The organism is Streptomyces murinus, assembly GCF_002154555.1.
In the GTDB taxonomy this organism is placed as follows: domain Bacteria; phylum Actinomycetota; class Actinomycetes; order Streptomycetales; family Streptomycetaceae; genus Streptomyces; species Streptomyces murinus.
Map to the genome: position 1 here is coordinate 1 of NZ_MUNF01000214.1, position 16,189 is coordinate 16,189.

Sequence of the window (16,189 nt, forward strand, 5' to 3'; positions counted from 1 at the left end):
CGGCGGGGGCTGGGCAGGGGTTCACGAATCAGGTCTCGGCCAAGAATCGAGTCCCGGATCGGAATGCAGGCAGACCAGCGGTCGTTTCGCGCAGACCGCCATTTCCAGGGAGTCTTCAAAGGTGGAACCGAGCTCCCAAAACAAGCCAACCATTCACCGATCGGAAAACATTTCCCACCGAGAATGTTTTCTACCTCTTGCGCTAGCCCACGCTGCCCTGATCCAGCGGCGAATGAATTTCTGCCTGCAGTCCATTCAGGCGCAACAAGCGCACCCTTGCCGAGGGAGTCGAATCGAACCACGGACTTCAGCCGATCTCCAGTTCTTCCAGCCGTGCCGTCAGACAGAGTTTCCGTCAGCGGCAAGTTAGAAACAGAATCAGAACCCGGATTCATGTTCTTCTACAGCTGGAGCCGTTAGACACGGCCTGACCATCGTTGGTTCAAAGGTCTCCGGGAAAGAATTGCCCGCTTCCCAGTAATTTTGTTGAGTAGCCGCGACAACCGGAACACGTCGTCCAAGTCGCTACGCGCCCTTACGTCTCTGAGATCCCTTGAAGATCGATTACAGAAAGAGAAGCGAGACTTGAAGTGCAGATTTGGCTTCCCACCGAATGCTGAGCTGATACGCAGTATCGCCTTCTGCATCAAACATGCGCCGATTCAAACTAACCGGCATCTCAGTGAGAGCATCCGTCAACGAGACTTCATATCCGAATGCGTCAAGCCCTACCAGCACCCGGAACCAGTCATCGTAGCCGGTCCCGAGTACGTAAACCTCGATGAGCCCGCCGACTTGCACAGCAAGCGCATCGATAATTTCATCACATGTCACTGGTCGTCACCGCTCAAGGAATCCGATGAATCTTCCCGATTGGGTCCACTTAGCCCCGACGTCGGAGAGCTGGAAATCGTAGACCGAGCCGAAGTCTGGATGATCCCCCGGGAACGGCAGCAGGAGGAGCGCCAGGCGGCTGGAACGGACTGGACGGACAACGGGCTCGTCTTCACCATCCCGAAGGGCAGGCCGCTCGACCCCACCAACCTCACCCGCCGCTTCCGCCGCCTCCCCCATAAGGCCGAGCTCCGGACGATCCGCTTCCACGACCTCCGGCACTCGACCGCCACCCTGCTCTTGGAACAGGGTGGCGACCTCGTCGTCATCAAGGAACTCCTCGGCCACGCCCACATCGGCGTCACCGCCGGCGTCTACGCCCACGTACGCCTCCGCCTCCAACGCCAGGCCATCGATAGCCTGAGCAACGCGCTCAGCTCCACTGGTGACGCCCTCGACGACCCACCCGCAGCAGCCGCCGTCCGCTGACGTTGCCGTCAAGCACCGCAAAAGCCCCCTCCGTAACTGAAATACGGAGGGGGCTTCAACTGTTTCAGGCTGACATCTCACCTCGCGCGCCCATAAAGCGATCATCGCGAGAGATGGGGCATTCCGAGCTAGCGAACATGCAGACTACGGAAAGTTCGTCAGTTGCCGTCGATGGATCGCTGAAATCGCACTCTCCTGGATTTCTATCACTTCAGATTCAACCTTCCGAAGGAGCCACTGCCGCAACTCTTCATAGTTCACCGAGGGGGGAATATCGACCGCGATCAGACTTGCAAAGCCGTGCGACGATGACAAGTTGCAGCCAATCGCTCGAAACTTCTCCTCGACCGACTCCCTCTCGCCCTCCTCCAGGAAAATGACCCTGATGGTCGAATGTCCAGACTCCGAGGTGAAGCTCTCGAACACAAGCTCTCGGCGCTCATTATCTGGACGAACCCTAATCAGGTCACCAAAAGCGATCCCCCGAGCGAAGAACGGCGTATTGACGACACGAATCTCGTACTTGACCTCCGTCTTCTCGCCCCAGAGGCGCTCTACCGAGACCGGAGGCCAGTCAGCACGCTCCAAATCAAGGTCGAAAGCAACCTTGAACATCTTGGCGCCGTTCGGCGAGACGGGGCGCCCGCTAGACTGAGTCACGCATCCCACCCCTATTCCAGGTAATCCCGAAGTTCGTCATCCCACTCTTCGACAGTCTTGGCCGACTTATCCCTATTGCAGGCCCTGCATGCAACACAGCCATTGTGACCGGCTCCACAACCGCCCTGAACCTTAGGGATCTCGTGATCAATCTGGGCATCATCCGGCTGCCCCTTGATCGCCTTGCCGTCGGGCCCTCGCGAAGCTCGACGTTCCACGTTTCTACCGCAGTAGTCACACTTGAGGACGCCACCATTCCTCGCCAGGTTTTCGTCATATACTTCCTGCCGCCCTCGATCTGTGAAATCAAGACCAGCGCGGTCATCCGGGAATCCCCCACAGTTGTGAACGAGGACCGGAGTCTGCCCCGCCAGCACATAGTACGTATGCAGGCCGGCGATGGTGAGGTCGTAGGTGACCGCGGTGCTGTGGTAGTTGCGGACATTGGTGACGGTGGCGTAGGTGCCGTCGGGTTCGCGGAGGTGGGTTCCTCGGGTGAGGTGGGAGGCTTCGACCCACTGGCCGGTGGTGGCGTCCCAGAAGGGGTGGTGCCAGGTGGTGGTGAGGGTCGCGCTGTGAGCACTGGCCTGGTTCTTACCGGGCTTGGTGGGCCGGATCGTGAGGTTGGTGAAGTCGCGGTCGGTCGTGGTCTTGATGACGCGTTCGACCGTGTGGGATGCGGTGGTTCCGGTTTGCGGGTCGGTGGCTTCGACCTGGTCGCCGACCTTGATGTCCTTGATGGGCTCGCTGCGGCCGTCGGACTTCAGGACCGGTGTGGAGCCGATGAAGCTGTGGGGGACCTCCCCCGCTTTCTCACACGCCTCGCCCACTCTCGCGGCGGCGGATGCTCCGTCGTCCTCTGCCGCTTCCATCGCCGCTACTTCCAGTTCGTCCTCACCACCGGTGGCGACGAAACCGAGGACGAGTGTTCCTGCCTTGACACATCCGCTGAGGGTGGGGTTCGTGGCACAGCCGACTACGTCCTTCGCGCCCGAGTAGTCGTAGGCGAGGTTGGCGGCCTTCTTGAGATAGGAAGTCCAGCTGATGCCGGACGACTTCTTCTTGGGCTTCGGCTGCGGATGCGTCGCCTGGTAGTAGTAGGCGTCCCAGTCCCGGTTGTAGTCGCTGAGATAGTTCTGGTACTTCTGCGTGGATTTGCCGTGGCTGTCGGTGTAGCCCTCGTCGTGCATCCAGTCCTGGAGCACATGTGCGTTGCCGAACGACCCGAACTGCGGGTCGACGAGCATCTGGCCGGTGGGGTCGGAGTTGGTGACGGGGTCGTTGCCGGAGTAGTCGTAGCCGCCGAGCTGGGTGGGAGACGTGGTCTCCAGGACGGGGTCGGCGGAGATGAAGCGACCGGTGCTGGGGTCGTACTCGCGGGCGCCGAGGTTCTCCAGACCGGTTGACGTGTCGGGGGTGCCGCCGATGTAGCCGTCGTCGCCGGGCCAGTTCGAGGGCGGGGTGCCGCGGTCCTGGCCGAAGGGCAGGTAGGCACGGCGGGTGACCGCGTAGGTCAGGTAGTCGACGGCGAGGGTGTCGGTGCCCTGCCGGTCCGGGATGAGGTACTGGATGTCGCCGTTGCTGGAGTGCTCGGCGACGGTGGTGCCGCCCAGGGTGATGTAGCGGGTGCCGCTGATGGCCTGCGTGGAGGTGTTCTCCACGATCTGGTCGCCGTCGACGAAGAGGGTGGCCTGTCCGGGGTCGGTGCGCAGGACGAGGTTGCCGTCGGTGTCGTAGAGGTAGCTGGTGGTGCCGCCGGTGGCGGTGTCGGAGACGGACGCGAGGTTGCCCTGGTCGTCCCAGCTCATGGTCTGGGTGCCGGCCTGGCTGGTGACGGTGGCCTCGTTGCCGGAGTCGTCGTAGGTCAGACTCTCCGTCCGTGCCGTCGCTCCGGGTCCGGTCGCGGTCGTCTTGGTCAGGGTGTGCGGCTGGTCGGAGCCCGAGCCCTGGGCCGGGTAGTCGTACGTGGTGGTCGTGTCGTCCGCGGTGTTGCCCGCGGTGTCGTGGTCGGTCTGGGTCTTGCGGTCGCCGGCCGCGTCGTAGGTCCAGGACTGCCAGTAGGGCTGCGGGCCGCCGACGGTGGAACTGTCACCCGGGCTCGGGGACTTGGCGCACTGGTCGGTGGCGGTCCAGGCCTGGGTGAGGCGGGTGGCGTAGTCGTACGTGTAGCACTGGGTGTCGGTGGTCGCGCCGCCGTTCTGCTTGTCCGTGGCGGAGGTGACCAGTCCGGCACCGGCCGAGACACCGCCGGTGGCGGGATCGCTGCTCCCGTAGGAGTATCCGGTGTCGTCGATCGTCGTGGACGAGGCGAGGTCGGTGGTCTTGGTGTCGGTGAGCCGCTGGGTCTGCTGGTCGTAACCCAGGGTGTCGTAGACCGAGTTGGCGCCGCCGCCCATCGTGTACTGAAGCGGTTTGCCGAGCTCGTCGTAGCCGACCGCTTGTACATAGGTCCAGTTGTTGCCCGTACCGTAGGCGCCCGCGGCGCTGGTCGGCTCGCCGTACTTGTCGTAGCCGTAGGTGACGTTCTCACCGGCCAGGGAACCGATGGCGGGGTAGCTCCGGGAAGCTTCCAGGCCCGCGACGGCGGTGTAGCCGGTGGTGGTGACGTAGCCGGCGGAGGGTGCCAGGGCCGCCTCGTTCGCGGGCAGGTTGGCGAGGGTCTCGCGCTGGGTGCCGGGCAGGCCCAGGGTGTTGTAGCTGAGGACGGTGTCGGTGACCGAGGGGCTGGTGGTGCCCTTCTGGTACGACGTGGACGCGGTCGGCAGGCCCTTCTTCAGGGTGTCGTACGTCCACGCGGCGGTCTGGTTGCCCGCGGCGGGCGCGGCGCCGCCGGTGGTGTCGTAGGTGGCCTTCTTCCGGCCGTCGAGGTCGTACTGATAGGTGGTCTGCTTGCCGCGGGCGTCGGTCACCGTGAGCAGCTGGCCGGCGTTGTCGTAGGTGGAGTCGGTGGTGCCGGTGTCCGGGTCGGTGGCCTTGGTCTGGTTGCCGAGCAGGTCGTAGGTCCAGGACCAGGAGTTGCCCGCCGCGTCCTTCTCCCCGGTCCGGTTGCCGCTCGGGTCGTAGTGGTAGGTCGTGTCGGAGTAGTCGGACGTGTCGGTGTCCGTCGGGTCCGGGGTGACGCCCGTGTGGTACTGGCGCAGGTCACTGGTGTTGCCGCGGGCGTCGGTGAACACGGACTCGGCGGTGGCGCCCTTGGGCGGGACGGTCGTCGTGACGTCGCCGCCGTAGCCGGTGGTGGTGCGCCAGGTCTCGGTGCCCAGCTTGTACGAGACCGCCGCGGTCTGACGCGCCGCGCCGTCGTAGAGGTAGCCGGTCTCGGACGGTACGTCACCGTCCTGGGCCAGGACCGGCGTCGGGGAGAGCGCGAGCTTCGCGTAGTAGGGATCGGTCACCTTGGCCTTGAGGCCGTCGGTGTTGTAGACGGTGTCGGTGACGTCGACCCCGCCGTCCATGGTCGCCGACTGCGTCTCGAACTGCCGCAGCATCGCGTCGTAGATCGTTTCGCTGCTGCGGTACGACTGGTCGTCGTCGAGGGTCTGCGTCGTCACCACGGAGGGTGCGCTGTTCGAGATCGCGTAGCTGTACTTGTCGTAGGCGGACGTGATGCCCGGCTTGAAGTCGGCGGTGGTGCGGCCGAGGGCGTCGTATTGGTGCTTGGTGACGTAGCCGGCCGGGTCGGTGGTCTGGAGGGTCAGGCCGCGGGCCGGGTCGAAGCCGGTCGTGGTGGCCAGGCTCATCGGGTCGGTCGTCTTGACCTGGGTGGGCTCGGCGCCCGTGGCCGGGGTGTACGCGGTGGTGGTCGTGCGGTTGTCCGCGTCGGTCGTGCTCAGGGCCCGGCCGTACGCGTCGACCTTCGTGACCGTCGACATGGTGGTGAAGGTGGGCGTGCTGCCGGTGTACGAGGACGCGTTCTGCGTCATCGTGACGTCGCCCGCCGACGGCGCCGCGCCGAAGGTGGTGGAGCCGTCGTAGAAGGTGCGGGTGTCGGAGACCACGTCGTCGGGGACGGTGGGCGTCTTGTCACAGTCGACCGAGACGGTGACGTTCTCGTCCGGCTTGTCGAAGATCCAGGCGTCGGCGTTGTCGTCGTAGGTGACGGTGGCGCACTGGTCGTCGTCGGCGGTGGAGACGTCGCCGAGGTCGTCGGTCTTGGTGATGCGGCCCCGGTCGTCGTGCGTGTAGTCGGTCTCGGTCTCACGGGTGGAGCCGTCGGCGAGCGGGGTGTAGACCCGCTCCTCGCTCTGGCCGGTGAGGAACGCCTGGCTGTCGGGAAGGCCGCCACCAAGCTTCTGGGTGGCCTGTGCGGCGGAGGTCCAGGGGGCGGTGACGGTGTCGCCGACGACCTTGCCGCTGCCGCTTCCGTCGTACTGGACGGTCTCGTACGGCATGCCCGCGTACTGGTTCAGGTCCTTGACCGCGGGATCGCCCCGGCTGTCGGTGACCGTGGCCGAACGGGTGCCGCCGCTGGGCAGGGTGTCGCCGTCCATGCCGCGGAAGTAGGTGTAGTCGGTCTCGGTCACCGGGTCGGGCGCCGTGCCGACGGTCACCTTCATGCCCGCGAAGCCGCGGAACTGGTTCCAGGTGCGCTGCTTGGCCGGGGTGAGCGAGTTGTCGTCGTAGTGCCAGGCGGGCGTCCCGACCGGGGTGTAGTGCGTGGCGATGGTGTCGTTGATGCCGAGCGGTTTGCCGTCGGCGTCCTTGAGGGTGGGGTCCTGCTGGGTGACACCCGTGACGATGTACTTGTTGAAGTAGTCCTTGACCGGATCGGTCTGTCCGGTGGGAACCCAGTAGGCGGGATAGCACAGCTTGGCGTTGGTGCTGTCGTCGCTGGGTGTGGCCGAGCCGCAGGCCGCCGAGGAGTAGGCGACGTCGATCGTCTCGCCGGTCTCGGTGGTGATGGTGTTCAGCCGCTGCCGGGTGATGGGCGGATAGCCGTCGGTCACGTCGACGCGGTTGGACAGCGGCGTGCCGGTGAGGGTGAGGGGCGGCATGCTCACCGGTGTGGTGGGCCCTCCGCCGCCGGTGTCCTGGCCGGTGCGGGTGATCGACGACAGCCACAGTGCCGGGGTGGTCGCGTCCCCGGTCGCGGGGAAGGTGTGCGTCAGGGCGAAGGAGTCGACGTTCGTCTCCGTGGTCCCTTCCAGCACCTGGGTCTGGATGCCGGTCAGTTCCTCCTCGGACCAGAAGGTCGGCGAGGTGACGGAGCAGGTGGCGTTCTGTGCGCAGTAGAGGTCGTAGGGGACGTCCGGCCAGTTGCTCGCCGTCGAGGTGGAGAGGGTGGAGGTGTCGCAGCCCGTGGTGGAGGTGTCGCAGCGTCCCTTCACCGTGAACAGCACCTGGGCTGCGGGTGAGGTGGAGTAGACCGAGCCGTCCCGCTGACCGTAAGTGATCTTCGTCAGGTAGCCGTCGCGGGTGTAGGGGGTGTTGGCCGTGGTCCCCTTGTCCCGCGCGTAGTAGGCCGTGTCCTTGGCGTACCAGTAGGACAGGGCGTCCTTGTGGGTGTCGACGACGTAGTCGAGGTTCCACCGGTAGGCCTGCTGGCACCAGGAGTCGGCGAAGGTGGCGTTGTAGCAGGGCTGGCCCGAGGCGGTGGCGTAGACCGGTTCGGTCCACACGGAGTCGGTGGCGGTGTCCCCGGAGGCGTAGCCGGGCAGTTGGTCGAGCCCGAAGTAGTACTGCGTGCCGTCGTCGGTGGTGACGACCCAGTACTCGCCGTCGTTGTCGCCGTTGGGCGCGCCGGTCTTCAGCTGGACGCGCTCACCCGCGTCGTTCTGCGGATGCCAGTCACCGGTCGCGTCGTCCTTGACCAGCGGGGAGGCCGAGCCGCCCAGGGACATGGTGAGCGTGTTCTCGTCCGACCAGCAGTTGTCGTCGGTCTTCGTCGTGCCGGCGGGGTTCTGGTCGCAGGACTGGTAGGAGCGTTCGATGAAGCCGGGGCTGTAGTCGAAGCCGTCGCCGATCACCGACGCCTGATTGTTGGTCGAGGAGGTCAGGCCGTCCTGCGACTGGGAGTTGTAGCCGAGGGAGACGGTCGGCTTCAGGCCGCCGGGGACGTTCGGCACGGAGACCGGGTAGGCCCAGGTGAAGGCGTCCGAGCTGCCGCCCGCCTGCCACTGGCTGGACGGATTGAGAGAGGTCGCCGAGAAGTCGCCGCCGCCGCCGGCGGGAGCGGAGACCGCGGCGATCAGGGTGGTGGCCCGCGCTGCCGTGGCGTTGGGCTTGGCGGCCGTGCCCTTCGCCGCGGTGGCTCCGTCAACTGTCTTCGCGGGTACGGCGGTTGCCGCCACCAGGGTGACATCACCGGTGAGCTTGTGCGCCTTGGCATCGTCGCTGGACGCGACCGGGGTCTGCGTGCGGCAGGCCGCCTTCGTGGGCGTGGTCAGCGCGCAGGCGGGAAGCGAGACGAGGTGGAGGCGGGAGGCCCAGTCGGCGCCGAAGGCGTCGGCGAACGCGCCGTAGTCCACGGTCAGACCAGCATCGGCCTTCCGTGTGGCGTCCTTGGTCCGGCTCAGGCTGAGGACGACGCCGTCGACACCGGCGGCCTTTGCCGCGGCCCGGGACTCGACCCGGACATCGACACTCGCCGGAGCCTGCTGTCCGGCCGTGGCGTTCTTGGTCCGGGCGCGGTGGGTCGTGGGCCCGAGCCAGACGGGGAGCGAGCCCGCGCGCGCGGGCGTCGACCGGTCCGCAGAGGCGGTGGCGGAGCCGGTGGGCCAGGAGACCTTTCCGGGGCGGAAGGCCGGCATCTTCTTCGGCCGCGGGTAGTGCGAGCGCAGCCGCTCGACCGGCACGGGCTTGGTCTGCTGCGGGGTCGGCCGCCTGCCGGCGGCCGCGGCCGCGGGCAGCGTCCCGGCCTGCAACAGACCGGCGCACAGGGCGAGGACGGTCACGAGGGCGGCGGCCCAGGCGTACGGCGAAACACGTCTGGACCATCCGGCGAAGAGCCGGCCGGCTCTGCCACGTCTGCGCCTACGCCCACCCGGTACCACGGTGCCCCGCCCTCACTTCGACGATCATGAACCGGAACAGTAAGTATCAGTTGACGCTGTGCACTCAACGTTCACAACTAAGGACTGACCAACTATTTGCCTGCACATGGCATGCACATTTTGGCCACAACAAGGCCGAACCATCTCCTCTCGTCAACTTCCCCCACCGGTTTGCAGGTTCGTGTGCTTTAGCGTCGACGCGGCCCGGTGATCTCCGGGTCGTGACCCACAGGAGATGCCGTGACGCACTGGCACGCAGGCCGCCGCAGACGTGAAAGATCTCGACCGACGCCCTTCTCGAAAGCCGCCGTTGTGGGCACCGTGCTCGCAGCGGCCCTCGCCACCCCGGCGGTACCCGCGGTCGCCGCCGTACCGTCGGACGTCTCCGGGAGCACGGCGAACTACTCGTCCGGCCAGCCCGCCCCGGTCACGAACCAGCCCCCGGCCTCCCCCGACACGCCGGTCATGTCCGACGGTTACGGTCCGACGGGCGATGAGCAGCAGGCCATGCAGGCCGCGGCGGAGCAGGCGCGGTCCTCGGGCCGGCCGGTCGTGGTGAACGCGCTGACCACGCCCGTGCAGCAGGTCGCGGCGCAGCCGGGCGGAGGCTTCGCGCTCACCGCCACTCCCGACCCCGTCCGGACCCGGCGGAACAACCACTGGGTCGCGGTGAACACCGGTCTGCGCAAGACGACTTCGGGCTCATGGGGTCCAAAGGCGACCGCGTACGGCAGTGTCTCCTTCTCCGGTGGCGGCACCACCCCCCTGGTCACCAGCCGTTACGACGGCGTCACCATGACCGTCAAGTGGCCCAAGCCCCTTCCGGTCCCGGTCGTCAACGGCACGACGGCCACGTACCGTTCGGTCTTCCCCTCCGTCGATCTGGTGCTCACCGCCACGGCGAGCGGCGGCTTCACCGACACCCTGGTCGTCAAGTCCGTTGCGGCCGCGAAGAATTCGGCTGTGCGCGACCTCGAACTCGCGACCTCGGTGAGCGGTGGCAAGCTCGCGGCCGACGAAGGGGCGGGGCTGACTGTGCGTGACCGGCACGGCCGGGAACTCATGACAGCCGCCACTCCGCAGATGTGGGACTCCAACACCGAGCTCCCCGCGGCCGTGTCCCGGAAGACGGGCTCGGCGAAGGTCGCGGCGGACCCGTCCGACACCGCCCACCCGGGCCTGGCGGCACGCGTCGCGCCCGTCCGCACGAGCGCCACCTCGTCCCGCCTCGCGCTCAAGCCGGACACCCGTCTGCTCTCGGCGCGTTCGACGGTCTACCCGGTCTACATCGACCCCACGTTCAACTGGCACCCCTACGACCCGTCGGCCCCCGCCTACGACGAGGTCAAGCAGGGCTGCCCGAGCAGCAAGTTCTACAACGACTCGGGCTCCGACGCGGACGGCGGACGCCTCGGCGTCGGCTACAACGCCTGGCCCGAGGGCACCTGCGGCAAGGGCAGCGAACACGCCGTCTACCAGTGGAAGCTGTCGTCGACCATCTTCGGGGCCACGATCAACAGCGCCACCGTCGAGGCCACCGAGGTCTACTCCGCCTCCTGCTCGGGTGACTACACCGTCAACCTGCACGCCTCCGGCGGCCTCGGCTCGGGCACCGACTGGAGCAACCGCCCCAAGTACAACAGCTACTCCACCTCCGCCTCGTTCGGGCGCGCCTGGAACCCCGATCTGTGCCCGTCACAGGGCAATGTGTCGAAGGGCCTGAGCGTGCTCACCCCGGTCAAGAGCGCCGCCTCCGGGCATTCGACGTCGTTCACCGCGACGCTGGCCGAGGACGGCGCCGAGAGCAGCCACCTCAGCGCCGGCTTCTCCCGCTTCTCCCACAACCCGGCCCTCCAGATCGAGTACGACACCACGCCCACCGTCCCCAGCGCCTCGGGCATGTCGGCCGCGTCCGGGTCCAACATCGCCGCCTGCGACACCACCGCGCCGTACCCGTTCATGGGCAAGACCCTGGCGAGCACCCCGCCGGTGCTGCGGACGAAGGTGTCCGACAAGGACGGCGACAAGCTCCAGGCCACCTTCCAGTACTGGGTCGACGGGTCGAGCACCAAGGCCACCGGCAAGAGCGGCGACAACATCTCCAGCGGCTCCACCGCGTCCTTCAGCCTGCCCGCCGCTTTCGTCGATTCGCTGACCGACGGCACCACCGTCGACTGGCAGGCCCAGGTCACCGACGGCAAGGCGACCACCACCTTCGCCCAGTCCCCCACCTGCCACTTCACCGCCGAACCGACCGCGCCGGACGCCCCCACCGTGGCCTCCGCCGACGGCAACTACCCGGACACGGACAACGGCGGCGGCGCCGTGTCCACCGCCGGAACCGCGGGCGACTTCACCCTGACCGGCAGCGGGGGCAGCGCTCCCGCCGAGTTCGTCTACTCCCTCGATGTGCCGCCGGCCACCAGCAACCCCCCGGCCGCCGAGGTCAAGAAGATCACCTCCGGCACCTCCGCCACGGTGACGGTCACTCCCCCCTCCCCCGGCCCCCACACGCTGTGGGTGTACGCGGCCGACGCCGCGGGCGACGACTCCGGTACGACGGGCTACTCGTTCCTGGCCACCGGCGACAAGGGCGACTACCCGCACGCCAACTGCACCAGCCTGGCCGACTGCTACGACAATGTCGGCATCAGCTCCGACGCCACCCCCGCGCAGGGCAACCTCGACGGTGACGGCAACAGCTTCTCGGCCACCGATCTGACCAATGCCGGCTGGGCCAGCGGCGGGAAGGTCACCGTCAACGGCGCCACCTTCCAACTGCCGTCCTTCGGTGCCGGAAAGCCCGACAACATCCTCGCCGCGAACCAGACCATCCCGTTCAGCGCCTCCGGCAACGCCCTGGAATTCCTGGCCGCTTCGGGCTACACCAGTATTGCCACCCCCGGGGCCATCAACGGCGAGCAGACCGCGCCCTACACGCCCGCGGGTATGCGGGTCAGCGGCACCTACTGCTTCGACGGCACCGACCCGCAGGGCGCATGCCCGGCCCAGGGCACCATCACGTACACCGACGGCTCCACCAAGGCGTACTACCTGACCGTGCCCGACTGGACGAATGCCGACACCAGCATCGCCGCGGTCACCCTGCCCCATGTGAACACCGCCACCACCACCAAGGCCGGCGCCCGCAACCTCTACGCCTTCTCGGTCCCCCTCGACCCGTCGAAGACCGTGGCCTCGGTGACCCTGCCGGACGTGAGCGAGCGGGCCGGCAACCACACCCAGACGCTGCACATCTTCTCCCTGGCCACCCGCGACACCACGCACACCACCCCGGAGGCCAACGGCACCGCGGCGGCGGCCCCCTCCGGCCAGTCCTGGACCGGCGCCTGGGCCAACCCCACCGAGGGCCAGTACAACTTCCAGGGCGGCGACTTCTCCAATCAGACCTTCCGCATCGCCCTGAAGCCCTCGCTGTCCGGCAGCACCCTGCGGGTCAAGCTGGACAACGCGCTCGGCACCAGCAAGTTGTCCATCGGCCACGCCACCGTCGCCACCGACTCCGGATCGGGCACGCCCTCCCCGCTGCCCACCGGCACCCCCACCACGCTGAAATTCGGCGGCGGCCAGAGCGTGACCGTCCCCGCGGGCGGATCCGTCTACAGCGACCCGCTCACCTTCCCCGTCACCGCGGGCCAGTACCTGCTGGTCTCCTACCAGCTCAGCAATGACGTCCCGTACCTCGTCCAGCACTCCTTCGCCAACAACGCCTACGAGTACCTGACGGCCACCGGCGCCGGTGACAAGACGACCGACACCACCGGCACCCCCTTCGCCCAGCAATGGCAGGGCTGGTACACGGACCTGGTCACCAACCTCGACATCACCTCCTCCGGCACCCCCACCCAGGCCGTCCTCGGTGACGGTCTCGTCGACGCCTTCCAGCCGAACACCCACCCCGTCACCAACGGCAGCCGCGTCTCCGACGCCCTGGCCGCCGCCGAGCCCACCACTCCGAGCCCCTACGGCACCATCGCCGAAGGCATCGAGTCCAACAGCCTGATGACCGACAACCCCCAGACCTACCAAGGCAAGGCCATCGGCGGCCCGTCGGTCCTCTCCCGCATCGACCGCGACATCCTCGACCAGCCCGGCGTCGACAACGTCATCGTCACCGAGGGCCTCGAAGACCTCCTCGCGGGCACCGGAAGCGACGACCTGGAGGCCAACGGATACACGGCCCTCATCCAGCAGCTCCAGGGCTGGGGCATCACCTCCACCCTCGCGTCCCTCACCCCCTGCGAGGGCTACGCCGGAGACGGCGCCACGCCCAACGACCCCTGCACGACGGACATCGACTCCGGCCGCCAGGACGTCAACGCCTGGCTCGACAGCCAGTACAACCCCTGGGACCCCAGCATCCCGCTCGTCTACTACGCCGATTTCGACGGCGCCGTAGCGGTCACCGACGCGACCACGGGCGAAGAGAAGCTCAGCGCGAAGGCCGACACCGGTGACCATGTCAACCTGACCAACGCCGGATACGCGGCCGAGGTCAACTCGATCCTCTCCCCGCACGACACCTGGGCCCTCGACGACGGCCCCGACTCCGTCCAGGCCGCCGACACCGCCCGTACCGACACCCCGTCCACCGTCAACGACTACAGCGTGGGCAGCAGTCCCCTCAACCTGAACGGCACCACCACCTGGACCGACGACACCACCCGAGGCGAAGCCCTCACCCTTGACGGCACCACGGCCGACGCCACCGCGCCGGGGCAGGTCCTCGACACCACCGGCAGCTATTCCGTCTCCGCTTGGGTGAACCTCTCCTCGCTGCCCACTCAGAACGCGACCGTCGCCTCCCAGCCGGGCGACCAGAACAGCCCCTTCTACCTGAAGTACGACACCGTCCACACCGGCACACCCGGCTGGTCCCTGCACTTCACCCAGGCCGACACCGCCGGACCGACCAACAAGATCGCCTACGTCTCAGGAGCCACCGCGGGCACCTGGACCCACCTGGTGGGCACCTTCGACGCCACCACGGACACCGGCCGCCTCTACGTCAACGGCAGCCTCGCCGCGACCGTCACGGGCGTCACGCCGTGGGCCTCGACCGGGCCCTTCACCGTCGGCAGCGCCAAGTACAACGGCGCCGTCTCCGACTACTTCCCCGGCACGGTCAGCGACGTCCAAGCCTGGGACTACACCCTCGACGCCGACCAGGTGACGGCCCTCTACGACCAGATCCCCTGACAGGAAGGGGCGCGACGGATCACACGTCGCGCCCCCGCCGTCGTACTCCTCTCAGGCCTGTACGAGCCCCAGGAACGCCTGCCACGCGGTGGTCGGGACGGAGAGGGTGGGGGCGGTGGTGGGGTTCTGCTTGGAGTCGCGGATGTGGATGGTGGTGGGGCAGGTGGCGATCTCGACGCACTCGCCGCCGTCGCCACTGCTGTAGGTGGACTTGTGCCAGGTGAGGGCGACTTCGAGGCACTGGCCGCCATCGCCCTGGCTGTAGCTGCTCTTGAACCACGTCAGCTCGGACGGCTTTTCGACGTTCATGTCTCTCCCAGCAACTTCTCTACGAGGGCAAGCGACGGTTTCGCCGTCCAGTTCTCCGGAACGAGTGGTGCGGGCATCAGGTATGCGGCGAAGGCGATCTGGCACAGGCGAGGAGCAGCGTCGGTACCCCGTCACGGCATACAGGGCCACGTACGTCAGGACGCATCGCCCGACTCGCTCCAGTACCCGGCGCCCGCCGGCCGTGTCCTGCGTCATCGCCTCAGCACCGCAACGAGCCCAGGAACGCCTGCCACGCGGTGGTCGGGACGGAGAGGGTGGGGGCAGTGGTGGGGTTCTGCTTGGAGTCGCGGATGTGGATGGTGGTGGGGCAGGTGGCGATCTCGACGCACTCGCCGCCTTGACCAGTGCTGTAGCTCGACTTGTGCCAGGAGAGGGCGACTTCGAGGCACTCTCCGCCACCGCCACTGCTGTAGCTGCTCTTGAACCACGTCAGCGCGGACGGCTCGTCGATCTTCATGTCGCTCCCAGCAACTTCTCTACGAGGGCAAGTGATTCGTTCGGTGGCAGGGCCTGGGCTCGCAGGATTCCGTACTGCTCCTCCAGCTCCCTGACCGTCTCACGATCGGTGTAGAGGCGGCTGAACTTATACGTCTCCACGTAGGCGATCCTGCGCCCTTCCTTCGTTTCGATCAAGGTGAACGGTCCCTCAAGGCAAGCGTGTGCCTCGCGCGCCGTCGGCATCACCTGGATCTCGACATTACGGCGGTGCCCGTGGAGCAGGATTTGCTCCAACTGGCCACGCAGCACAGCATGTCCGCCCAGAGGTCGGCGCAGCAAGTGCTCCTCAATCACGAAGCTGATGGTCGGATAGAGGGCCCGAGCTAAGATCTCCTGTCGGGCCAGACGAGCCGCTACGCGCTTCTGGACAACCTCCTCGTCCAGGAGCGGCCGCCACATCTTGAAGGTCGCAAGCGCGTAGTCCTCTGTCTGGAGGAGGCCCGGGATGGCCTTCGTGGCGAAGACGTGCAGCCCTACCGCCTTCTTCTCCAACACCGCCGCGTCCTGGAAGAACGCCGGATACTGTGCCCTCTCCATGTCCTCGATGAAGTCGATCAGTATCCCGCCCGCGTCCAGCACCCCATCTGCCTGCCGAATGAACTTCGCGTTCGGGATCCGCCTGCCCACCTCGTACGACGTGATCGTCGCGGCCGAGTAACCCGTACGGCGGCCCAACTCGGCCCGCTCCATGCCCGCTTGGACGCGCAGCCGCTTCAACACCCGCCCGAAGACGAGTGGAATGCCCGAGCCCGGTGCTTCCTGGCCGTCCTGGTCTTCCTGTGCTTCCTCGCTCATGTACACCCCCAATGCCTGTGCGCCACCCTCGGTCACGGTGCGCTCGTGTACAGCGGCACCTTGCCCTTGTACAACGCCTGGTGGTCCTGGTGCGGCCGCTGTTCAACGCTACTGAGCGTGCGGGACCGTAACCGCGTGAAATCAGAAATCTCCACCCAGGAATTCGCCATGCGCTTCACCTCCACCCCGCGNNGTCAACGAGGCCGTCACGCTGATCTCGGCCGAGTTCGCGGCCAACGCCGTACAGCACGGGCGCGTACCCGGGCGGGACTTCCATCTGCGGCTCGCCGGGGGCGAGGACGTCGTACGCCTGGAGGTCTCGGACACCCTGACCGAGCGGCTGCCCGAGCGGCGGGCGCCGAGCGGGGAGGGCG

The 16,189-nt window shown here is 67.2% G+C and carries 7 protein-coding genes; 2 read left to right on the forward strand and 5 right to left on the reverse strand.

The window, feature by feature from the left end; genetic code table 11:
- Positions 1–795 precede the first annotated feature (795 nt).
- A complete protein-coding gene (locus CCN72_RS14960; RefSeq protein ID WP_202441710.1) occupies positions 796–1,323 on the forward strand; it encodes a tyrosine-type recombinase/integrase in 528 nt (175 codons plus the stop codon).
- 144 nt (positions 1,324–1,467) lie between these two features.
- On the opposite strand, the gene CCN72_RS14965 is transcribed toward CCN72_RS14960, so the two are convergent.
- On the reverse strand, positions 1,468–1,983 hold the full coding sequence (locus CCN72_RS14965; RefSeq protein WP_143664103.1) for a DUF4265 domain-containing protein: 516 nt from the start codon (positions 1,981–1,983) through the stop codon (positions 1,468–1,470).
- Between the two features lie 11 nt (positions 1,984–1,994).
- Positions 1,995–8,873 carry a polymorphic toxin-type HINT domain-containing protein gene (locus CCN72_RS14970; RefSeq protein WP_086807951.1) on the reverse strand — a complete coding sequence of 2,293 codons (6,879 nt, stop codon included), beginning with the start codon at positions 8,871–8,873 and terminating at the stop codon, positions 1,995–1,997.
- Between the two features lie 420 nt (positions 8,874–9,293).
- Between CCN72_RS14970 and CCN72_RS41395 the strand changes: the two genes are divergently transcribed.
- Positions 9,294–14,192 (forward strand): LamG-like jellyroll fold domain-containing protein, encoded by a 4,899-nt coding sequence (locus CCN72_RS41395; RefSeq protein ID WP_279630244.1) that lies wholly within the window; start codon positions 9,294–9,296, stop codon positions 14,190–14,192.
- A gap of 51 nt (positions 14,193–14,243) precedes the next feature.
- On the opposite strand, the gene CCN72_RS14980 is transcribed toward CCN72_RS41395, so the two are convergent.
- The 3 genes from CCN72_RS14980 to CCN72_RS14990 form a co-directional block, all read right to left on the reverse strand.
- Positions 14,244–14,501 carry a DUF397 domain-containing protein gene (locus tag CCN72_RS14980; protein ID WP_086807952.1) on the reverse strand — a complete coding sequence of 86 codons (258 nt, stop codon included), beginning with the start codon at positions 14,499–14,501 and terminating at the stop codon, positions 14,244–14,246.
- A 220-nt stretch (positions 14,502–14,721) separates the two neighbouring features.
- Entirely contained in the window at positions 14,722–14,979 is a 258-nt protein-coding gene (locus CCN72_RS14985; RefSeq protein WP_086807953.1) for a DUF397 domain-containing protein, read from the reverse strand.
- Positions 14,976–15,815, reverse strand: a complete 840-nt coding sequence (locus CCN72_RS14990; RefSeq protein WP_086807956.1) for a helix-turn-helix domain-containing protein — start codon at positions 15,813–15,815, stop codon at positions 14,976–14,978. Before CCN72_RS14990 ends, CCN72_RS14985 begins: the two co-directional genes overlap by 4 nt.
- Positions 15,816–16,189 lie beyond the last annotated feature (374 nt).